This window comes from Phenylobacterium sp., from assembly GCF_030646615.1.
Taxonomy (GTDB): Bacteria; Pseudomonadota; Alphaproteobacteria; order Caulobacterales; family Caulobacteraceae; genus Phenylobacterium.
The window spans coordinates 31,423-52,739 of sequence record NZ_JAUSLG010000070.1 but is presented as its reverse complement, the minus strand read 5'-3'; the positions used below and the strand labels follow the sequence as shown (position 1 = coordinate 52,739).

At 68.8% G+C, this 21,317-nt stretch carries 19 protein-coding genes; 7 read left to right on the top strand and 12 right to left on the bottom strand.

What is annotated here, in order from left to right:
- Window positions 1-9: 9 nt before the first annotated feature.
- The 8 genes from Q7S93_RS12355 to ettA form a co-directional block, all read right to left on the bottom strand.
- Entirely contained in the window at window positions 10-1,086 is a 1,077-nt protein-coding gene (locus Q7S93_RS12355) for a homocysteine S-methyltransferase family protein (RefSeq protein ID WP_304714203.1), read from the bottom strand.
- Complete coding sequence (gene bla / locus Q7S93_RS12350) at window positions 1,083-1,952, bottom strand: subclass B3 metallo-beta-lactamase (protein WP_304714202.1); 870 nt, start codon at window positions 1,950-1,952, stop codon at window positions 1,083-1,085. The genes Q7S93_RS12355 and bla overlap by 4 nt, the downstream gene beginning before the upstream one ends.
- On the bottom strand, window positions 1,949-2,884 hold the full coding sequence (gene metF / locus Q7S93_RS12345; RefSeq protein ID WP_304714201.1) for a methylenetetrahydrofolate reductase [NAD(P)H]: 936 nt from the start codon (window positions 2,882-2,884) through the stop codon (window positions 1,949-1,951). The genes bla and metF overlap by 4 nt, the downstream gene beginning before the upstream one ends.
- Complete coding sequence (locus Q7S93_RS12340; RefSeq protein WP_304714200.1) at window positions 2,881-3,852, bottom strand: ArsR/SmtB family transcription factor; 972 nt, start codon at window positions 3,850-3,852, stop codon at window positions 2,881-2,883. The genes metF and Q7S93_RS12340 overlap by 4 nt, the downstream gene beginning before the upstream one ends.
- Before the next feature lie 50 nt (window positions 3,853-3,902).
- Window positions 3,903-4,103 carry a hypothetical protein gene (locus tag Q7S93_RS12335; RefSeq protein ID WP_304714199.1) on the bottom strand — a complete coding sequence of 67 codons (201 nt, stop codon included), beginning with the start codon at window positions 4,101-4,103 and terminating at the stop codon, window positions 3,903-3,905.
- Window positions 4,104-4,287: 184 nt separating this feature from the next.
- Window positions 4,288-5,223 carry a 2-hydroxyacid dehydrogenase gene (locus Q7S93_RS12330; RefSeq protein ID WP_304714198.1) on the bottom strand — a complete coding sequence of 312 codons (936 nt, stop codon included), beginning with the start codon at window positions 5,221-5,223 and terminating at the stop codon, window positions 4,288-4,290.
- Window positions 5,224-5,310: 87 nt separating this feature from the next.
- Window positions 5,311-5,874, bottom strand: coding sequence for a type 1 glutamine amidotransferase domain-containing protein (locus Q7S93_RS12325; protein WP_304714197.1), 564 nt, complete (start codon window positions 5,872-5,874; stop codon window positions 5,311-5,313).
- 92 nt (window positions 5,875-5,966) lie between these two features.
- Entirely contained in the window at window positions 5,967-7,628 is a 1,662-nt protein-coding gene (gene ettA, locus Q7S93_RS12320) for an energy-dependent translational throttle protein EttA (protein ID WP_304714196.1), read from the bottom strand.
- Window positions 7,629-7,835: 207 nt separating this feature from the next.
- On the opposite strand from ettA, the gene Q7S93_RS12315 reads away from it, so the two are divergent.
- The 4 genes from Q7S93_RS12315 to Q7S93_RS12300 all read left to right on the top strand — a co-directional run bounded on the left by Q7S93_RS12315 (window position 7,836) and on the right by Q7S93_RS12300 (window position 12,035).
- The gene (locus tag Q7S93_RS12315) at window positions 7,836-8,018 is read left to right on the top strand and encodes a CsbD family protein (RefSeq protein ID WP_304714195.1); all 183 of its coding nucleotides are present in this window, start codon (window positions 7,836-7,838) and stop codon (window positions 8,016-8,018) included.
- A 163-nt stretch (window positions 8,019-8,181) separates the two neighbouring features.
- Window positions 8,182-9,849, top strand: coding sequence for a hypothetical protein (locus Q7S93_RS12310; RefSeq protein WP_304714194.1), 1,668 nt, complete (start codon window positions 8,182-8,184; stop codon window positions 9,847-9,849).
- The gene (locus tag Q7S93_RS12305) at window positions 9,846-10,442 is read left to right on the top strand and encodes a hypothetical protein (protein ID WP_304714193.1); all 597 of its coding nucleotides are present in this window, start codon (window positions 9,846-9,848) and stop codon (window positions 10,440-10,442) included. Before Q7S93_RS12310 ends, Q7S93_RS12305 begins: the two co-directional genes overlap by 4 nt.
- A 72-nt stretch (window positions 10,443-10,514) precedes the next feature.
- Window positions 10,515-12,035: an ABC-F family ATP-binding cassette domain-containing protein gene (locus Q7S93_RS12300; protein ID WP_304714192.1), complete on the top strand. Its 1,521-nt coding sequence runs from the start codon at window positions 10,515-10,517 to the stop codon at window positions 12,033-12,035.
- 15 nt (window positions 12,036-12,050) lie between these two features.
- Here the strand turns inward: Q7S93_RS12300 and Q7S93_RS12295 are convergent, their stop codons facing one another.
- Window positions 12,051-13,481 (bottom strand): hypothetical protein, encoded by a 1,431-nt coding sequence (locus tag Q7S93_RS12295; RefSeq protein WP_304714191.1) that lies wholly within the window; start codon window positions 13,479-13,481, stop codon window positions 12,051-12,053.
- Window positions 13,482-13,495: 14 nt separating this feature from the next.
- On the bottom strand, window positions 13,496-14,896 hold the full coding sequence (locus tag Q7S93_RS12290; protein WP_304714190.1) for a tetratricopeptide repeat protein: 1,401 nt from the start codon (window positions 14,894-14,896) through the stop codon (window positions 13,496-13,498).
- Between the two features lie 508 nt (window positions 14,897-15,404).
- On the opposite strand from Q7S93_RS12290, the gene Q7S93_RS12285 reads away from it, so the two are divergent.
- Together Q7S93_RS12285 and Q7S93_RS12280 are read left to right on the top strand one after the other, a co-directional pair.
- A complete protein-coding gene (locus tag Q7S93_RS12285) occupies window positions 15,405-16,895 on the top strand; it encodes a vWA domain-containing protein (RefSeq protein WP_304714189.1) in 1,491 nt (496 codons plus the stop codon).
- 180 nt (window positions 16,896-17,075) lie between these two features.
- On the top strand, window positions 17,076-18,185 hold the full coding sequence (locus Q7S93_RS12280; protein WP_304714188.1) for a glycosyltransferase: 1,110 nt from the start codon (window positions 17,076-17,078) through the stop codon (window positions 18,183-18,185).
- 3 nt (window positions 18,186-18,188) lie between these two features.
- Here the strand turns inward: Q7S93_RS12280 and Q7S93_RS12275 are convergent, their stop codons facing one another.
- Window positions 18,189-19,424 carry an acyl-CoA dehydrogenase family protein gene (locus Q7S93_RS12275; protein WP_304714187.1) on the bottom strand — a complete coding sequence of 412 codons (1,236 nt, stop codon included), beginning with the start codon at window positions 19,422-19,424 and terminating at the stop codon, window positions 18,189-18,191.
- 14 nt (window positions 19,425-19,438) lie between these two features.
- The gene (locus tag Q7S93_RS12270; protein ID WP_304714186.1) at window positions 19,439-20,557 is read right to left on the bottom strand and encodes an acyl-CoA dehydrogenase family protein; all 1,119 of its coding nucleotides are present in this window, start codon (window positions 20,555-20,557) and stop codon (window positions 19,439-19,441) included.
- A gap of 136 nt (window positions 20,558-20,693) precedes the next feature.
- Here Q7S93_RS12270 and Q7S93_RS12265 point away from each other — a divergent pair, with 136 nt between their 5' ends.
- A complete protein-coding gene (locus Q7S93_RS12265; RefSeq protein WP_304714185.1) occupies window positions 20,694-21,266 on the top strand; it encodes a hypothetical protein in 573 nt (190 codons plus the stop codon).
- The last annotated feature ends 51 nt before the right edge of the window (window positions 21,267-21,317 follow it).

Genomic DNA, 21,317 nt, shown 5'->3' with positions numbered 1-21,317 from the left:
GCCAAGGGGTCAGGCCAGCTCGAACGGCTCCAGCCCGGCCAGGCGCAGGGCGGTGGCGCGCTCCGGCGGCTGGCGCGGGGTCATGCCGCGGACCTCGTCGGCCACGTGCCGAATGTGGTCCGGCGTGGTGCCGCAGCAGCCGCCCAGGATGTTGACCAGGCCGCTCGCAGCCCATTCGTGCAGCTGGTGGCCGGTCTGGTCGGGGCTCTCGTCATACTCGCCCATGGCGTTGGGCAGGCCGGCATTGGGATAGGCCGAGACGAGCGTGTCGGCGATCCGCGCCAGCTCGGCGATGTGCGGCCGCATCAGGTCGGCGCCGAGCGCGCAGTTCAGGCCGATGGCGAAGGGCTTGGCGTGGCGCACCGAATTCCAGAAGGCCTCCACCGTCTGGCCCGACAGGGTGCGCCCCGAGCGGTCGGTGATGGTGCCGGAGATCCAGATGGGCAGGGGCTCATAGCCCTCGTCCTCAAGGTCGAGGATGGCCTTGATGGCCGCCTTGCAGTTCAGCGTGTCGGTGATGGTCTCGATCAGGAACAGGTCCACGCCCCCATCGTGCAGGGCGATCATCTGCTGGCGATAGGCCTGGTAGACCTGATCGAAGGTCACGGTGCGCGCGCCCGGATCGTTCACGTCCGAGGACATGGACAGCATGCGGTTCAGCGGTCCCACTGAGCCCGCCACGAAGCGCGGCTTGTCCGGCTCGTTCTTCGTCCAGCGGTCGGCCACCTCGCGGGCGATCTTCGCACCCTGGAAGTTGATGTCATAGACCGCCTCCCCCGCCTCGTAGTCGGCCTGGGCGATCGTCGTGGCCGAAAAGGTGTTGGTCTCGGAGATATCGGCGCCGGCGGCGTAATAGGCCTCATGCAGCTCGGCGATGATGTCGGGCCGGGTCAGGCAGAGGATGTCGTTATTGCCCTTCATGTCGACGGGGTGGTCCTTGAACCGGTCCCCGCGATAGTCGGCCTCCGCCAGCTTGCGCTTCTGGATCATCACGCCCCAGGCGCCGTCCAGGATCAGGATGCGTTGCTTGGCGGCGGCCTTGAGGGCTTCGATGCGCTGGGCGCGGCCGGGATGGACGTGGCTCATTGGGCCGCCTCTTGTTGTTTGGCCAGCTGCGTGCGGAAGGCCGCCTCGCTATCGGCGACCACCTTCTGCAGTTCGGTGGGATCGACGAACGGGCTGGGCGCCCCATCCTTCATCGCCGCGCGTTTCCCCGCCAGGCCGAACTGTTCGGCGTGCGGGGCCAGGAAGACGTCTGCGGTCATGGTCTTCAGCCGGGCGAAGGTCTGCTCGTATTCAGCGACGATGCCGGGATACTGCGGCCCCTTGTCGGCCGAGACGAGGCGATTGGCCGCCACCGAGGTGGAGCAATAGATCATGGCCTGGCGGGTCTGGCCGTCCACCTCCAAGGGGAAGGTCCAGGTGGTGCAGCCCGGCGAATGGCCCGGCGTCAGGTTTGCAGTGAGCGCCACGCCGCCCAGCTCAACCTTGTCGCCGTCCTTGAGCACCCGGTCCACGGCCACGGGCTTGAAGGCGAACATCGCCACCTCCTCCGATCCCACATAGGTCCCGCTTTCCAGCGCGCCGCGGTCGCCTTCGCTGGCGGCGAGCGTCGCGCCGGTGGCGGCCTTCAGGTCGGCCAGGCCGCCGGTGTGGTCGAAATGGGCGTGGGTGTTGAGGATCACCTTCACGTCGGCAGGATCGAAGCCGAGCTCGCGGATCGAGGCCAGAACCAGGGGCGCGCTGGTGGGCATGGCGCCATCCACCAGGATGTGGCCCTCCGGCGTGGTGACCAGATAGACCGCGATGGTCTCGGTGCCCACATAGTAGAGGTTGCCCGCGATATGCAGCGGCTCGCCCGGCGCGCTCCAGCCGGGCGGCAGTTGGGCCTGGGCGCCGCCGGCGACCAGAAGGGCGCCCGCGGCGCCGAGGATCAGGCTTTTAAGGTTCATGCGGCGGCCTCGGTGGGCGAAGGGCCAGTCTCGCGTATGCCGAGGACGCGGCAGATGGCGTAGACCAGGTCGGCCCGATTGAGCGTGTAGAAGTGGAAGTCGGAGAACCCCTCCTCCGCCAGGCGGGCGCACATCTCCGCGGCGACGGACGCCGCCACCAGCTTGCGGGTCTCAGGGTCCTCATCGAGGCCTTCGAACAGGTTGGACAGCCAGCCGGGGACGGTCACGCCCACCCGCCGCGACATGTTGGAGAGCCCCTCGAAGCTGGAGACCGGCATGATGCCCGGCAGGATCGGGATGGTCACGCCGGCCTTCCGCACCTTGTCGATGAACCGCATATAGCCGTCGATATCGAAGAAGAAGTTGGTAATCGCCCGGGTGGCCCCGGCGTCGATCTTGGCCTTCAGCACATCGATGTCGTGGTCCACCGACGGGCTTTCCGGATGGACCTGCGGATAGAGACCGACGCTGACATCGAAGGGCGCGATGGCCCGGATCCCCGCGGTCAGCTCCGTGGCGTTCTGATAGCCGTCGGGCCGGGGCGTGTAGGCGCCGCCGAGCGAACCGGGCGGATCGCCGCGCAGGGCGACGATGTGGCGGATGCCGGCGTCCCAATAGTCGCGGATGACCTCGTCCACCTCCTCGCGGCTGGCCTCGACGCAGGTCAGGTGGGCGGCGGGCTTGAGGGTGGTTTCCTGCAGCATCCGCACCACCGTGCGATGGGTGCGGTCGCGGGTGGAGCCCCCGGCGCCATAGGTCACCGAAACGAAGGTCGGGTTCAGCGGCTCCAGGCGGCGGATCGCCTCCCAGAGGCTCGCCTCGCTCTTGGGCCCCTTGGGCGGCGAGAATTCGAAGGACACCGAGGGGCGCTTGCCGACGCCGGCGCCGGCGCGGGCCACGGGGCCCAGGGCGTTGGGTGGCACAAAGGTCATGCGGCGGTCCTTTTGCGGAGCGGCGCGCGCTCGGCGCTCCAGATCTTGATGGTCAGGCCGGCGGCCTGGGTCGGCGGCAGGGCGCTGGCCTGGATCTGGCCAAGGCCGGCGTCTTCCAGCCAGCGTTCCATCTCGGCGTCGGAAAAGCCCAGCCGGCGATGCTGATGTTCGTTCCGGAGATGTTCCAGCCCGTGGGGGGCGAAGTCGATGATCAGCAGGCGACCGCCCGGCTCCACCAGTCGTCCGGCCTCGCGTACGGCGACGGCGGGCTCGTTGAGATAGTGCAGCACCTGATGGACCACGACGAGATCGGCGCTCTCGCCCGGCAGACGGGTGCCAAAGATGTCTCCGTGACGCAGCTCACAGTGATCCAGGCCCGCCTTGCCCACATGGCTGCGGGCGATGTTGAGCATCTGCTGCGAGAGATCCAGGCCCAGCGCCTGATCGGCCTGAGGCCCCAGCAGGGTCAGCATGCGGCCAGTGCCCGAGCCCAGGTCAACCAGGCGGCGGAAGGGGCCGGGGCCGGCGGCCGCACGGATCGCCGCCTCAACGGCCTCATCGGCCACATAGAGGGCGCGGATCTCGTCCCAGCGGGCGGCGTTGCGGGCGAAATAGGCGCCGGCCTCGGTTTCGCGTTCAGCCTGGACGGTGCGCAGGCGCTCGGCGTCCCGGGCCAGGGTCGCATCCGCCGGTTCGATGACGTCGAGCACCTCGTCCACCAGTCGGCGGGCCTCGCCCGACGTCACCAGGCGATAGAAGACCCAGGCGCCATCGGGAAAACGCTCCACCAGCCCGGCCTCGGCCAGGAGCTTGAGATGTCGGGAGACCCGGGGCTGGCTCTGGTCCAGGACGCGGCAGATCTCCAGCACCGCCAGCTCTTCATGAGCCAGCAGCGCAAGGATGCGTAGCCGCGTGGGTTCTCCCGCCGCGCGCAAGACATCGACAACCTGAACAGTGGAAAGCGCCATGGATCACATAAAGATATCCTTATGTGATTATGTCAAGCCTGAGCTGAAGGTCAGGCGGCCTGCTTCTGCTCCTCATAGACCCATTCGGCGGGCGCCTGTAGAGCCGGCGTCAGGTCCTCTTCGAGGCGGCGGCGGACGGCCGCCCACACCTCGGCCTCACCGGCCTCTTCCATCGCCATGTCGAACAACCGGGCGAAGGCGCGCAGGTCTGTTCGCGCGGCGTCCGAGAGCGCAGGCGCCTCCTCGGTCAACAGGACATCATAAAGCTGGCAAAGTTCGGTGAACGCGTCCGTCGACGGAGGAGACAAGGGCGCGGCGGAGGCGGTCATCGAAAAAAACCTTCAAGCAAAGGGTCCTTCGAAATGCCCATGGCGGCGGTGAGTTCACGCGGCGGGCGCAACTCACGGGAATGTCAGCCGGCCGACGTGGCGAGGGTCACGGCACGGGGCTGAGCAGCGGCTCCCCGGCGAAATGGCGGCGCAGGTTTTCCTGGGCCTGGCCGATCATCTTCGGGATTGATTCCAGCGTGCCGCCCGCCGAATGGGGCGAGAGCACGATGTTGGGCACATCGGCCCAGCGGGCGGCCGGGGTCGGTTCCTGCCAGAAGACGTCCAGGGCCGCACGCCCCAGGCGCTTGTCCTTCAGGGCCGCGATCAGGGCGTCCTCGTCGACCACCGAGCCGCGGGCCACGTTGACCAGCAGGCCCCGCGGCCCCAGGGCCTCGATCACGTCCTGCGAGATCAGATTGCGGTTGGAGGCGTCGGCGCGGCAGGCGATGATCAGGATGTCGCAGGCTTCAGCCAGGGCCAGCAGGCTTTCGGCCCGGGGCCAGGCGAGGTCCGGCTTGGGGTTGGGCCCCCACCAGGCGACCTCCAGACCGAACGCCTCGACCCGGGTGGCGCAGGCCTGGCCGATATGGCCCATGCCGACCACGCCAACCTTGCGGCCCTTGAGCGCTGGCCGCGCGCCCAGCCGGTCGTCGGGCGCCCAGCGGCCTTCGCGCACATGGCGGTCGCCCTCGACGATATTGCGCCAGGACGCGATCAGCAGGCCGACCGCATGGTCGGCCACGTCCTCGGCGTTGAGCCCGTCAGCGTGGGTCACCTCGATCCCCCGCGCCCGGCACCAGGGCGCGTCCACGCCGTCATAGCCGACGCTGATGCAGGCGATCAGGGCGAGCCTGGGCAGGCTGGTCAGGAATTCGGGCTCCAGCACCACCTCGCCGGCATGGGCGATGGCTACGACCTCGCCGCGGTCGCTGTCGGCCAGATCCCACCGCCGGACCACCCGATAGCCCTTGGCCTCTAGGCCCGCCTGCATGGGCGCCAGCATGACGTGGGAGAGAAGGACGACGGGCGGGGAGGCGGACATGGGCGATGCTCCAGGCTTGCTCCCCGCCCTATAGCCGTGGCGGCGCCCCTCTGGCCAGGGCGGCCGCTGGCCGGGATCAGGCTGGACTCAGGCCGCCGCGGCGTGGCGGCCCTCGGCGATCTCCTCGATCAGCTTCTTGCAGAAGGCTGGGATGTCGTCGGGCTTGCGCGAGGTGACCAGGCCCTGGTCCACCACCACCTCCTTGTCGACCCACTTGGCGCCGGCGTTCTTCAGGTCGGTTTCAAGCGACGGCCAGGAGGTCATGGTCTTGCCCTCGACCCCACCGGCGTCGATCAGGGTCCAGGGGCCGTGGCAGATGGCGCCGATCGGCTTCCCGGCCTTCACGAACTCGCCGATGAAGGCGATGGCCTTCTTCTCCAGGCGCAGGGCGTCGGGGTTGATCACGCCGCCCGGCAGCACCAGGGCGTCGTACTCGCCGGCCTTGGCCTTGGCCAGTTCCACATCGACGGCGGTTGTGCGCCCCTTGTCGTGATGCTCCCAGCCCTGGATCTCCGGCCCCTTGGGGGCGATCACATGGACAGTGGCGCCCGCCGCGGTCAGGGCCGCGACCGGCTGTTCCAGTTCAGACTGTTCAAAGCCGTGGGTGGCCAGCACGGCCACCTTGGCGCCTTCGATACGAGGGCTCGCCATGGCGTTCTCCTTTTCGGGGTTGGAGTGTCCCGCGGAGAACAGGTTGGATGGCCGGAGGTTCCGCAGCGCAGCTTTCCCTCCGGCCCTGTTTTTTAACGGCTGAACTTCTGGAACTTGAGCCGGTGGGGGATGAGGCTGTCGGTGCCCAGGCGACGCTTCTTGTCTTCCTCATAGGCGTCGAAATTGCCCTCGAACCACTCCACATGGCTGTCGCCCTCGAAGGCGAGGATGTGGGTGCAGAGGCGGTCGAGGAACCAGCGGTCGTGGCTGATGACCACGGCGCAGCCGGGGAAGTCCTCGAGCGCGCTTTCCAGGGCCTGCAGGGTTTCCACGTCCAGGTCGTTGGTGGGCTCATCGAGCAGGATGACATTGCCGCCCGAGGCCAGGGTCTTGGCCAGGTGGACGCGGTTGCGCTCACCGCCCGACAGCAGGCCGACCTTCTTCTGCTGGTCTGCGCCCTTGAAGTTGAACGAGCCCACATAGGCGCGGCTGATGATCTCGCGGGCGCCGACCTTCATGATGTCGAGGCCGCCGGAAATCTCCTCCCAGACATTCTTGTTGGGATCGAGGGCGTCGCGGCTCTGATCCACATAGGACAGTTGCACGGTCTCGCCGAGGCGAATGTCGCCCGCGTCGGGGACTTCCTGCTTGGTGAGGAGCTTGAACAGGGTCGACTTGCCCGCCCCGTTCGGGCCGATCACACCGACAATACCGCCGGGCGGCAGGCGGAAGGTCAGATCCTTGAAGAGCAGCTTCTCCCCATAGGCCTTTTCCAGATTGTCGGCCTCGATGACCACCTGACCCAGCCGGGGGCCAGGCGGAATCTGGATCTGAGCGAAGGACTGCTTCTCACGCTCCGAGGCGTTGACCAGTTCATCGAAGGCCGCAAGGCGGGCCTTGGACTTGGTGCGTCGAGCACTGGGCGAGGAGCGCACCCATTCCAGCTCGCGCTCCAGGGTGCGTTTGCGGCTCTCGCTCTCGCGGTCCTCGATGGCCGAGCGCTTGGCCTTCTGCTCCAGCCAGGACGAGTAGTTGCCCTCGTAGGGCACACCCTTGCCGCGATCGAGCTCCAGGGTCCACTTGGTCACCTGATCCAGGAAGTAGCGGTCGTGGGTCACCAGGATGACGCAGCCCGGGAAGGCCTCGAGGTGGTGCTGCAGCCAGGCGACGCTTTCGGCGTCCAGGTGGTTCGTGGGTTCGTCCAGCAGCAGCATGTCGGGCTTGGACAAAAGCAGGCGGGCCAGGGCCACGCGACGCTTTTCACCCCCCGACAGCTTGTCCACCGGCCAGTCGTTGGGCGGGCAGCGCAGGGCGTCCATGGCCATTTCGATGCGGGAGTCGATGTCCCACAGATCGCCAGCGTCCAGCTTCTCCTGGAGGCCGGTCATCTCCTCCATCAGCTCGTCGGTATATTCCTCGCCCATTTTGGCGGCGACGGCGTTGTAGGCGTCGAAGATCTTCTTCTCTTCGCACCAGGAAATCACATTGCCCCAGACGTCGAGCTTCTCGTCCAGGTGCGGCTCCTGTTCGAGATAGCCCATCTTCACGCCGTCGGCGGCGCGGGCCTCACCGGTGAACTCCTTGTCGATGCCGGCGATGATCTTCAGCAGGGTGGACTTACCCGAGCCGTTGACCCCCACCACCCCGATCTTGGCGTCGGCGTAGAAGGACAGCCAGATGTTCTCGAACACCTTCTTGCTGCCGGGATAGGCCTTGGTCAGGCCCTGCATCTGAAAAATATGTTGCTGCGCCATGGATGGTGCCGCGCCCGCCTTGAATTACGATTTGGGAATTGGAGCAGGAAATAGACGCCCCCTCGCTTCGGCGCAACGGCGGGGGGCCGGATTAGGCTCGACCCCGCCTGAATCCGGCGAGGTCGATGGGAACCAAACCCGCGCCCGAGGCTTTCCTCTAGCAAGTCACACGGCCACACCGGCCCCGTAAAAAGCTAGGAGATTCCGATGCATAAGGATCAAGTGGAAGGCGGCATGAAGGACGCCAAGGGCAAGCTCAAGGAAGGCGTCGGCAAGATGACCGACAATGAGCGTCTGGAAGCTGAAGGCCATGCCGACCAAGCCGAAGGCAAGGTCCAGAAGACGGTCGGCAATGTGAAGGAAGGCGTCCGCGACGCCCTCAAGAAGTAGGCTTTCGCCACCAAGACGACCAAGGACGCCGCTCCACCGGGGGCGGCGTCTTTTTTTGCGCCTGAGCCTGAGCCATAAGGCCCCCGGGGCCCCAGAGTGGCTGCCCAGCAGAGTTCGCGCGGGGTTCGGTGTGGCGGCAGTTGATTTTCGAGCTCGCCCCGCGATGCGGAGCCTGGACGCCGCCATCCTGGGCGCCGCCGCCCTGGTCGGCCTCTTCTACCTCAATCGCGTCCTTACCCCATGGCCGCTCTATGCCGGCGACGAGGGCGCCTATCTGATCCGCGCCCTCTATGGCGATCTGCTGGCCGCCCACCCCGAGCGTCACCCGACGCTGCAGCCGGTGGGCAACACCGCCTACCTCCTGCTCATTCGTCTGACCCAGGCCCTCACCGACAACCTCCTGCCCTGGCTTCGGCTGATCGGGGCGGCCGGCTATGTGGGCGGCGTCTGGATTCTGCATCGGGCGTTGCGGACGGCCCAACCGCCCGGTGTCGCCAGGTGGGTGCTGCTGGGGGCCTTCGCCTATCCGTTTCACCGCTTTGTGGTCACCGCCATGCCCGAGGGCGTCTTCGTGCTGACCCTGGCGGTGATGGCGACCGCCAGCGCGGCCTGGGCGACAAGCCGGCCCTGGGGTCACGCGGTGCTGATGGGGGCCCTGTGCGCCCTGTTGGTGCTGATCAAGCCCCATGGTCTGACCATGCTCCCCGCCATGGCGATCCTGCTGATCACCCTGGCGGCGGTCCGCATGCGCCACCCCCTGGCCGCCCTGGGGCAGTTCGTCCTGTTCGTCGCCATCTTCCTGGCGACCGGAGCCGGGCTCGAACTCCTGGCCGGCCGCCCGGAATCCGCCCTGACCTTTTTCCTAGGCTCGGCCTATGGCGACCATTTCGGAAGGGTTCCCGAGCAGCCCCTTCGCACCGCCGCCATCACCCTCCTGTCTCTAGGCTCGGCGGGCGTGATGCTAGCTGGCGCGCCCCTGCTGGCGGGCGGACTGGCGGTGAGCCGACGCTGGCGCCGCCACGAGCCCCTGGGGCGGGACGAGACCGCCTTCGTGCTGCTGGCCGGCGCCTTCCTGGCGGCCCTGGCGATGATCCTGGTCTTCGCCGTAAAGGCGTCGGCCATCCCGGGCGAAAGCGGCCGGCTGTGGGGCCGCTATTTCGAGTTCTATGTTCCCCTGCTCTGGATCGCCGCCGCCGGCCCCCTGGCCGGGTTCTGGCGGGAGGCGAGCCTGCCCCGGCGGCTGCTGCTCGCGGCCCTGCCGATGGCGGGACTTTGCGGCCTTATGGTCGCCTGGCGCCTGGGCGTCCTGCTCACCCCCTGGGATAGCGGCGCGCTCTCGGCCTTCTATCTGCCGCATCTGGACCGCTGGGGTTTCGTTCCGCCCGCGCCCTATCTGCTCCTGGCCGCCGGCGTGGTGAGCCTCCTTGCTCTCGCCCTCGTGCTGGGCTGGGACCTGTTCCGCGCCTGGGCGGCGACCTTCGTCGCCCTGGGCCTGATCTCCACCCACTATGACGACGCCTGGGTGGGCAAGGAGATCGCCGGGGGCCGAGCCGCCCTCCAGCAGGATCTGCAAGTCGCCCGCGGCGCGGCGCCGACCGACAGCCTCCCGGCCGTCCTCGCCTATGACCACAATACGAGTCACATGGCCTTCATGGCCTATGAGGGCGAGGTTCAGATCCTGGTTCGCCCGCCAGGGCTCGTCCCGCCCGAACTGCTGGAAGGGCGTAGTCAGGTGGTCGCCATCGGCGGTGAGCCGCTGCCGCCGCCCTGGCGCGTCACCTATGCCGGCGACGCCCTGCGAATCTATCAGCGAGAGGGCGCCGCGCCATGATCTCCCGCCGCATCGCCCTAGGACAATTGGGCGCCCTGGCCCTGGCCGCCTGCGACAAGGCCGACCCCCAACCAGATCAGGCTTGGACCAACCAGATCCGCTGGCGCGATGACCTCCGACAGTTCGAAGGCCCCGGCCTGCAGGTGGTCCGCAGCTGGGACTTTGCCGCCTCGCTCCACGGGTTCGTCGCCGATGGCGGCGAGCTTCGCCATCAGCCGGGCGTCGGGGTCGAACTGATCAGCCAGTCGGGGGATCCGAAGCTCAGGTCTCCAACCGGTATCGATCTGCCGGGCGCCACGGCGAACCTTGTCCTGGTCCGCATGGTGCGCGCCGTCGCCGCCGGCCCCTGGGACGGCGCCCTCTACTACGCCACCGAGACGCACGGGGAATCGGCGGCCTATATGGCCCTGCCCGTCGAGACCTGGCCGCCCGAGACCGCCACGCCCGTCACGCTGGTCTATGACATGACCCATCTCGCCCGCGGGGAGGGCGACTGGACGCGTCGCCGGATCTCGCAACTGCGGCTGGACACCGAGTCGGCCCCAGGCGGCGTGGTTCTGATCGCGCAGATCGCTCTGGCCCATAGGGGCTGAGGCTTTCTGCTGGGCAAGGTCGACTCCGGACCGTTAAGTGCGCCTGGGCGTACATGAACCGGGGGCGCAGAAATGGCAGGACCGGCGGCGGTGTTGGGCGTGGAGAACGCCAGCTTCTATTACGGCGCCACCCGGGTGTTCGAGGGCGTGACCTTCGCCCTGGACGGCGCGCGCACAGCCCTGGTGGGCGAGAACGGGGCCGGCAAGTCCACCCTGCTCAAGTGCCTGACCGGCGAGCTGGACCTGAACAGCGGCAAGATCATCCGCTCCCGGGGCCTGAAGGTCGGCTACGTGCCGCAGGAGGCGCCGGAACACCTGCTGGAGCTCACCGCCCGGGAGGTGCTGGCTGCCGCCCTGCCCGAGGACGGATCGGAGGACTGGCGGATCGATGTCCTGCTGGACGAGTTCGAAATCCCCGCCGGGTTGGCCGAGACGCGGTTCGCCGCCCTCAGCGGCGGCTGGCGGCGGCTGTTCCTGATCGCCTCGGCCGTGCGCCTGGCCGAGCCGGACCTGCTGATCCTCGACGAACCCACCAACCATCTGGACCTCGGCAACATCAACCGGCTGGAGCGATGGCTGGCCGCCGAGCGCCGGCTGCCGATGCTGATCGTCAGCCACGACCGCGCCTTCCTGGAGCGGACCACCAGCCGCACCGTCTTCCTGCGGGCCGATGGGGCCCACAGCTTCGCCCTGCCCTTCGTCGCCGCCCGCGCCGAACTGATGGCCCGCGACGCCGCAGAGGCCACCCGCCGCAAGCTGGAGGCCAAGGAGATCGACCGGCTGGAGGCCATGGCCGCCCGCTATCGCCAATGGGGCGTGCTGAACGACAAGTTCCACAAGCGCGCCAAGGCCACCGAGAAGCGGATCGCCCGCATCGAAGCCGAGCGCACGGACTCCTATACGGGGCGGGAGCGCCGGCTGGAGCTGGGCGAAGGGGAGATGGACGCCAAGGTGGCCCTGCGGCTGGCCGACGTCACCGTCACCACCCCGGACGGCCGCGCCCTCTATCGGATCGACCGGCTGGCGGTGGCGGTGGGCGACCGCATCGCGGTGCTGGGCATCAACGGCGCGGGCAAGTCCATGCTGCTGAACGCCCTGGCCAAGGCCTATGACCCGGCCCAGACCCACTATGACGGGAGCGCGCCCATCCGCTTCAACCCGGCCATCCGCATGGTCTATTTCGACCAGGCCATGCGCGACCTGCCGCTGAAGATGAGCCTGTTCGACTATGTGGCCGGGGCCGAGGCGGCGACCAAGACCCAGACCAACGCCCTGCTGGCCAAGGCCGGCTTCTCGCACGCCCGGGTCAGCGGCCCGATCGGCGATCTCAGCCACGGGGAGCGGGCCCGGCTGATCTTCCTGCGGCTGAAGCTCGCCAAACCCAATCTCTACCTGCTGGACGAGCCCACCAACCACCTGGACATCGAGGGCCAGGAGGCCCTGGAAAGTCAGCTGGAAGAGGCTGAGACCACCTGCCTGTTCGTCTCCCACGACCGGCATTTCACCCGCACGGCCGCCACCCGCTTTGTCGAGATCCGCAAGGGCCGCCTGATCGAGGTCGAGGGGCCGGAGGACTTCTTCGAGGGTCAGTAGCGGCCTGATGGCGGCTCAGTAGGCGGGCCGCCCCAGGAAGCCGCGGCGGGGCGGCGGGGGCGGGGCGACGGGGACCGGGCTGCCATCGGCCTGATAGCCGCGGTCATAGCCATCGTGGCTCCAGCCATAGGCCTGGCTCCCATAGGCCGGCTGGCCATAGGTCTCGGGTGGGGCGAAGGCCAGCGGCGGCGCAGCCGCCAGCGGCAGGCAGTAGAGGCCCTGGGTCTGGCTGTAGGGATCACAGCCCTCCGGCGCATAGAGATAGTTGGGCGACAGGTTTGGCCGGGCCTGGCTGTCGAAGACCAGCCCGCCCCGCGGCCCCCCAAACCGGTTGTGCTCGATCGCCGGCGCGCCGCCGGCGAAATAGCCACCGTACTCGTCCCCCCAGACCGCGGACTCCCGCACCACCACCTCGCCCCAGTCGGAGATGATCCCCCGCCGGGCGCGGACCCGGCTGCGGATCAGCTCCAGCTTCGCGCCGCGGTCCACATAGAGGCCGGTGATCCAGCCGCCCACATAGGCGTTGCGCACCACCAGCCTGCCGCCGCCGCTGCGCAAGCCGCGCACGGTGATCCCGGTGGAGCCCGGCAGGGCGCCGCCCTCGGCCACCACCCCCACCTGGACCAGGCGGCTCTCGCCGGCCGCCGGCGTGATGTCCAGGCCGCGGACGTCGGCGGCGATGCGGACCTGGCTGAAGTCCAGGGTCGCGGTGTCGGCCAGGATGGCGGCGTCGTTGGTGCGGGCCTCAATGGTCGTCTGGCGGGCGATCAGCCGGCCACCGGAGACGAAGATGGCGGCGGCCTCGCCGCTGTAGCGGACATAGCTACCGATCAGGGCCAGTTCGGCGTCGACGGCCTCGATACAGGCGCTGCGGCCGCCCTGATCGGACTCGATGATCAGGTCGCGGATCTCGACCCCCCGCGTGCCCGGCGCCAGGCGGATGCAGGGCGCGCCCGCCGGCGCCGAAAGCCTGGCCGGCTGGCTGCCCGGTCCTGTGGCGAAGGCCGGCGTCCCCTCGCCAATGATGGTCACGGGGCGATCAATATAGACCGTCTCGCGGCAGACCCCGCCCCGGGCGCGGATGAACAACACCCCGCCGTCGGCCAGGGCCCAGAGGGCGTCGGAGATAGGATAGGGGCCGAGGCTCGGGTCGGCGCAGTCGATGCTGAGGCTGTTGAGATAGCCGCCTGTCAGCGGATAGGGGCCGGGGGGCGGTGGCCGATGGGGGCGCTGGGGCTTGTGGCTGGGCTTGCTCCAGGGCGCCGGGCGGTAGGGCGAGCGCAGCGGCGGCGTGATCAACCCGCCGAAGTTGGGCCTGATCTGAGCATCCACCTTGGCGTCGGGATAGGCCTGGGCCGGGCCGGCCAGCAGGGCCAGCCCCAGGGCGGCGGCCAAGGCGCCGGCCTGGGCGGCCGTCCGGCGGAGTCGAGGGGTCTGTGCGGTCACCGTCATGGCCTTTGTCAGGTTCGCGGCGCGCGGGAGACCTGGGCCAGGAGCTCGCGCAGCCTTTGGGCTGAGGGTTTGAAGCCGGCCAGCGCCCCGTCGATCTGATAGACCACGGCGCTCGCCTTATCCTGGTCGGCCACCCCTTCCATTCCCAGGGAGAAGAAGGTCGACATGGCGTACTTGGCCTCGGGGCTGCCCTGCCGGTCGGCCTGGGAAAACCAGTGGAAGGCCCGCGCATAGTCCCGGGGGACGCCGACGCCTTCGGCGTACATCACCGCCAGGGCGAGCTGCGAGCGGGCCTGACCGCTGACCGCGGCGTACTGGATGGCGCGGACCTCCTCCAGGGGCGAAAGCCGCCCGGTCATCGGCCGGCCCAGCATCGCCTGGAAGGTCTGGGCCTCGGTCGCGCTCAACTCGGCCTTGGTGAGGATCGGCTTGGGGATCACCTGCAGGAAGGCCAGGGCATGGCCCACATGCAGGAAGGGCAGCTCGTCCAGCCGTGAAAGCGCCAGGGCCGCGGCCTCGCCCATCGGCGCGGACTCATCAGAATGGGGCACGCCGGATTCCGGCGCCTCGGGCGGGTAGAATTCGAAGGGCGGCGTCCAGCGCTTGGCCTTGGCCTCGGCGTCCGATCCCAGGGCGGCCCGGCCGGGCGAGGACCGCTCGAAGTCCTTGAGCATCACAAAGCCGGCCACATCGCCGCTCTGGGCTGCGAGATAGTTGAATTGATAGACATCCATGTCGTTGCGGGTGAACAGGGTCGCCGCAGCCGGCAGGCGGCGGCCCTCCAGGTCCCGCGGATCGATCGGCGAGGCCTCGTAGGGGTCGCCGAAGGGACCGAAGCCCGCATCGGGCAGCCGCGCCAGGGTGCGGAAGCCCTCGGGCCCTTGCGTGGACAGCACATAGATGACCCGGTCGCGCACCTCCTGCCGTTCGCCCGAGCTCATCCGGCCGAGCAGATGCTCCAGGCCGTTGAAGGCCCCAAGGCGTTCGGCCTCGCGGCAGTCCTCCAGCCGCGCGCCGCCCAGGCGCCGGTTCTGCCGGGCGGTGACGATCGGCGCAAAGCCGTCGGGATTGGCCAGGGCCAGCTCGTACCAGACGGCCGCCTCCACCGGGTCATAGGTCTTGCGGGCCTCCGCCTCCCGGCCGCCGTATCGGCGCGCCAGGTCGATCTGGGCGAAAAAATCGCCGCCGAAGGCCTGCTGCCGCAGGGCGCGAAGCTGCTGCTCCTGGGCGTTGAACTCCTGGGTGGTGAGGAAGGCCTGAGGTCGCGGGCAGGCCAGGCCCGCGCTCCGCGATCCCTGCGCCTTGCCTCGCGGCTCGCATCCCATGAGCGGGACCAGGGCCACGAGCAGGGCGAGCGTCAAACCTTTGCGTACGCTTTCGCGCAGCGGTCGGTCCGAGTGCTGGACCATGCCCTTGGCTCCCCTGGTTCAGAACTCGTTAACCATAGTTATCCGGAAGTAGCCGCACCTCTCGGCCCACTGTCAAGCTCGCCCCAGCAGGAGACCGAGGTTTTCCGACGCGAGGGATTGCGCGTCTGCGGACCGCCCTCGACGAACGATGTTCGTCTATCTTTTGCCCTAGTACGGAGCGCAGACTGCAGGTCGAGAAAACCAGAGCCGAAGGATCGAACTCGACATGGCGCCGCACGCGATACGCTCCGCTTTTACGTTCGGCCTCACCGGGCTCGTGGCGCTCTCGCCATTCTCGGCCGGCGCTGCGCCGACCGTCCGCGACGGGGTTGCGACCGCGGAGGCCTGCTCGGCCCTGGGCTTTGCGCCGCGCAGAGACGGCGTGCGGGCTGGGGTTCCGATGGCTGCGCCGGCGCCCGGCGGGCTCCGGTCCCGACCGGCCATTCCGCCCCTGCCTGTGCCGCCGGTCCCGCACCGCTTAGAAGCGCCCCCGCCGGCGCCTCCAGCCATGGAGAGCCTAGTCGTCACAGGCTCGCGCGTCATGCCGGCGCCGGGCCAACTCCCCCAGCGCGACACCGAGCGCTATCCCAACGCCACGCCCAACCCGGTCAAGCGCACCGCAGAAGAGCCGGTCTCGACCTTCTCGATCGACGTGGACACCGCCAGCTACGCCAATGTCCGCCGGTTCCTGAACGACGGCGCCCGCCCCCCCTCGGACGCCGTCCGGGTCGAGGAGCTGATCAACTACTTCGACTTTGGCTACGCCGCGCCGCGTCCGGGCGGGGCGCCCTTCGCCGCCAGCGTGAGTCTCGCCCCCTCCCCCTGGTCGGCGGAGCGGGAAATCCTGCACATCGGCCTGCAGGGCTATGAGTTGGCGGCCAGCGCTCAGCCGCCGCTCAACCTCGTCTTCCTGATCGACACCTCCGGCTCCATGTGGAGCGAGGATCGCCTGCCGCTGGCCAAGAAGGCGATGAACGTGCTGATCGACCAGCTCGGCCCGGAGGATCGGGTCTCGATGGTCGCCTATGCCGGATCGGCGGGCGCGGTCCTGGCGCCCACCGATGGAAACCAGAAGCTGATGATGCGCTGCGCCCTGGGCGTACTGGAGGCCGGCGGCTCGACCGCGGGCGGCCAGGGCCTGGCGCTGGCCTATGACCTGGCCGCCCAGAACTTCGACCCCAAGGCGGTCAACCGCGTGATCCTGATGACGGACGGGGACTTCAACGTCGGGGTTTCCGATCCCGAACGGATGAAGGATCTCGTCACCGAAAAGCGCCGGAGCGGCGTCTATCTCTCGGTCTACGGCTTTGGCCGCGGCAACTATAATGACGTGATGATGCAGAGCCTGGCCCAGAACGGCAACGGCACGGCGGCCTATATCGACACCCTGGCCGAGGCCCGCCGGCTGTTCCGCGACGATCTGCCGGCCAGCCTGTTCCCCATCGCCGACGACGTGAAGATCCAGGTGGAGTTCAACCCCGCCATGGTCGCCGAATACCGGCTCATCGGCTACGAGACGCGGCTCCTGAACCGGGAAGACTTCAACAACGACCAGGTGGACGCCGGCGAGGTCGGCTCGGGCGCTTCGGTCACCGCCCTCTATGAGATCACCCCGGTCGGCGCCCGGCCCTCCAGCGATCCGTTACGCTATCAGCCCCGCGCACGCGGCGCGGCGGGCGGGGCGGAGCTCGCCTATCTCAAGGTCCGCTACAAGGCGCCCGGCGGATCGGACTCCCAGCTCATGAGCCGCCCGGTCACCAACGCCGATCGGACCTCGAGCCTGGCCGGCGCGCCGGAGGCGACCCGCTGGGCCATCGCCGTGGCCGCCTTCGGCCAGAAGCTGCGGAACGATCCGTGGGTGGCCGACGGCTTCAGCTGGGACGACATCGAGACCCTGGCCCAGGGCGCGCGCGGCCAGGACATCGACGGCGACCGGGCCGAGTTCATCACCCTGGTGCGGGCCGCCGAAGATGGTGAGGTCGCAACTCCGGGGCGCTAGAGCGGCGGATCAAAAACCCGCGCGCGCCGTTGATCCGTCAAGGAACAGACGGCGGGTCGAAAGGGCGTGGCTGTGTTTCATAACCCGGTGAGCGGAGACGGTCAGGCGCGGCTGAGTTCGAGGGTTGATCTGCCCCGTCTTGGGCAGGGCCCTGACAGCCTCCATCTGGTCGACGCCACCATGATGTATGCGCCTCGCTCCGGCGGGGTGAAACGCTACCTGCTGGCCAAGCGGGACTGGCTCCGCCGGAACCGGCCTGACATAGCCCACACCATTGTCGCGCCGGGCCGCCGAACCGGTCAGGCCGGCCCTGGCCTGGTGACCATCGCCGCCGCCCGACTGCCCTTCGGCGACGGCTATCGGATGCCGGCCAGCGTGACCAAATGGGCCGAGATGATCGCCCTGCTCGAGCCGGACCTCATCGAGGCCGGAGACGTCTTTGTCCCCGGTCTCGCCGCGATCGAGGCGGGGCAGGCGCTGGGCCGTCCGGTGGTCGGCTTCTGCCATACCGACGCCGGGGCCCTGGCCGCCCTCCATCTGGGCGAATGGGCCCGGGCGCCGGCGACCCGCCAATGGGCCGAGACCTTCAAACACTTCGACCGGGTGATCGCCCCCAGCCGCCACATGGCCGCGCGTCTGGCCGAGGCCGGCGTCGGCGACGCGTCGGTCCAGGCCCTGGGCGTCGACATCGAGCTCTTCCACCCGGCGCGCGGCGACCGGGCAAGCCTGCTGCGGCGCCTGGGCCTCGCCGCAAACACCCGGCTGTTGATCTTCATCGGCCGGCCGGCGCGGGAAAAGAACATCGAGGCGATGATCGCCGCCGTGGAGCGCCTCGGCGATCCCTACCGCCTGTTGCTGGTGGGCGCCGGCAAGGATGCCCGCCCCTCCGACCGGGTGATCTCCCTGGACTATGAGGCCGACGCCGACGCCCTGGCGAGCCTTGTGGCCAGCGCCGACGCCTTTCTGCACGCCAATGAGAACGAGCCCTTCGGCCTCGCTGTCCTGGAAGCCCTGGCGTCGGGGACGCCGGTGGTTGGGCCCCGTCGGGGCGGGGTCGGCGAACTGATCGACGAAGAGGTGGGTCAACGGGCCGACAGCACCACGCCCCGCGCGCTCGCCGAGGCGATCGAGGCTCTGTTCGCCCGCGATCTGGAGGCCGTGTCCGCCGCCGCGCGACGCCGGGCCGAGACGCGCCACGGCTGGGCCGCCACCTTCCAGGGCCTGATGCGGCTCTACGGCGAGATGGTCCAGGGGACGGAGCCGGTCCGCCCCCTGGCCTTAAGCGCTTAAGACCTAGCGTCCGGTGGGCAGGTCCTTGAAGGCCACGTCCTTGTCCACCCGGATATCGCCGGGCAGACCGAGCACGCGCTCGGCGATGATGTTGCGCAGGATCTCGTCGGTGCCCCCGGCGATCCGCATGCCCGGCGCCGACATCAGCGAGGCATGGAAGGCCCCCCGCAGGGGCGCCAGCGCCGGATCGTTGATGATCCCGTACTGATCCAGCATCTCGACGGCCGAATTGGCCAGCTCCTGCATCTGCACCGCCGAGATGATCTTGCCGATGGAGCTTTCCGGGCCAGGCGTCTCGCCCTTGGACAGGGCCGTCATGGTCCGGTTGCGGGTGTGCTTCAGGCCCTCGGCCTGGACGTACCAGTCGGCCAGCTTTTCCCGCAGGGCCTGGTCCTTGATGGCCGCGCCGCCGTCGAGGCCCGGCGTCTCCCGGGCCGCCTCCATGAAGGCGCTCCAGCCGGCGCCGGATGAGCCGCCCACGGCCAGCCGTTCGTTCATCAGGGTGACCAGCGAGACCCGCCAGCCATCGTCCACCGCCCCCAGGCGCTGGCTGTCCTTGACCCGCAGATCGGTGAAGAACACCTCGTTGAAGCCCGAGCCCCCCGACATCTGATGGATCGGCCGCACCTCCACGCCCGGATCCTTCATGTCGATCCAGAACATGGTCATGCCCTTGTGCTTGGGCGCGTCCGGATTGGTGCGGCAGATGACGATGCCGAAGTCGGAGAACTGGGCCCCGGTGGTCCACACCTTCTGGCCGTTGATGATCCAGTCGCCCGAGCCGTCCGGCGCGCGCTCGGCCCGCGTCCGGGCGCCGGCCACGTCGGACCCGCCCGAGGGTTCGGAGAACAGCTGGCACCAGATCTCCTCGCCGCGCATGGCCGGGCCGACGAACCGCTTCTTGGTCTCCTCGTCGGCGAAGGTCATGACGGTGGGCACGCACATGCCCAGGCCGATCTGAAACGGATTGCCCGGGGTCGGGAAGGCCGATTCTTCCTGGCCGAAGATCACCTGCTGGATCGGATTGCCGCCCTGCCCGCCCCATTCCTTGGGCCAGGTGATGCAGGCATAGCCGGCCGCAGCCTTCTTGGCCTGCCAGGCCTTGGAGGCGGCCAGGCCGTCGCCGGATTCGCCCAAGGGATCAGGTTCGCCCTCGCGCTTCTTGGGCGCATTGGCGGTGAGCCACTCGCGCACCTGCTGGCGGTAGGCGGCCTCTTCGGGGGTGTCTTTGAAGTCCATGATCTTGATCCCTATCAGGCGGCGGCGTTGCGGCGTTCGAGCTGGCTGACCAGCCGTTCCTTCCAGACCCGCGGCGCCCCGGCCACGAGGGAAAGCTGGCGCGAACGCCGGTAGTGCAGATGGCAGTCCATCTCCCAGGTGAAGCCGATGCCCCCGTGGGTCTGGATGTTTTCCTTGGCCGCGAACCAGTAGGCCTCCGAGCCGGCGATCCGCGCGGCGCTGGCGGCCACGGGCAGCTCCGGCGCGCCGGTGTTCAGCGCCCAGGCGCCGTAATAGGCGTTGGACCGGGCCAGCTCGTTCTTGACGTAGATGTCGGCCAGCTTGTGCTTGATGGCCTGGTAGGAGCCGATCACCCGGCCGAAGGCGTAGCGCTCCAGGGCGTAGCCCTTGGCCATCTCCAGGCAGCGGTCGGCGCCGCCGCACTGCTCGAAGGCCAGCAGGACCGCGGCGCGGTCATTGATCTGCTCCAGCAGTTCCAGGCCCTGACCGGCCTCGCCGAGGCGCTTGACCGGGGCATCCTTGAAGGTCAGGCGCGCGGCGTCCCGGGTGGGATCGAGCGTCTTGAGCGAGTCCCGGGTCACCGAGGGATCGGTGAGGTCGGCGATGAACAGGCCCGGCCGGCCATTCTCCTTGGCCAGCACCAGGGCGACGGTGGCGATGTCGCCATCGGTCACCGGCAGCTTGACGCCATTGAGCTTGCCGCCCTCGACCGTGGCCTGCAGGGTTGAGGCGGTGGTGACGCCGGGACCCTCGGACACCGCCATGGCGCCGATCACCTCGCCGGCCGCGATGCGCGGCAACAGATAGGCCTTCTGTTCCTCCGAGCCGGCCAGCATGATCGCCTCGGCCAGGAAGTAGACGGTGGAGGCGAAGGGGATCGGGGCGACGGCGCGGCCGAGCTCCTCGGCGATCACGCACAGCTCCAGGCGGCCCAGGCCCAGGCCGTTGTATTCCTCGGGGATGGCCGCGCCCAGCCAACCCTGGCCGACGACGGCCTTCCAGAGGTCCTCGTCATAGGCCTTGGCGTCCTCGTCGAGGACCTTCCGCACCCGACTGGTGGGGCACTGGGCGTCGAGGAACTTGCGCGCCTCGCCCTTCAGAAACTTCTGGTCGTCGGAAAAATCGAAATTCATGCCCGTCTATCCCGCCGGTTCGCGGCGTCTGCGTTTCCCTGAACCCCCACCATACGCATCGCAGCGGGCGTGGAAAGATTGACCTCGCGTCAAGGATTTCAGGGTCTTATGGACGAAAATCTGTGTGGTGATGCGTATGGCCAAGGCTGTCTTCCAACGTAATCAAAAGGTCTGGGTCGAAAGCGTCGGCGCCTGGGCGGTGATCGAAAAGATCGTGCCGGTCTGGGCCCGCGGCTTCGACGAGCCCGTCCGGGTGACCTACGACGTCGGTCTGGGCCGCGACTTCCACGCCCACGAGCTGCGCCCCGAGCAGTCGACCCAGGATCTCATCAACGACGACGAGCCCAGCTGGCGGCTCCTGCGGGCCCGCAACAAGTGGCAGCAGCCGGACGACTGCGCCCACCATCCCTATCCCGGCACCTATCCCGTGGTGGTCACCGACGCCAACGACTGGGGCGGCTGGCGGGTGCCGGGCGCCGAATACGACCGCGACCCCCTGAAGATCGAGTTCCAGGCCCGGCTGATCGCCTCCACCCGGCGGCTGCTGTCCATATCCCGCCACCTGGCCGCCCTGGTGGACGACGCGCCCGACGACGCCCCGCCGGAAATCCGCCGCCTGGCCGAGGAGGCCCGCAAGGTCGATCGGTTCCTGCAGCAGATCCCCGCCGCCGCCGAGGCGCCGCCGGAGGCTGCAGAAGACGCCGCATGACAATCTGGCGCCTCGCCGCCTCTGGCGAGGTCAGCCGTGCAGGGTTACATC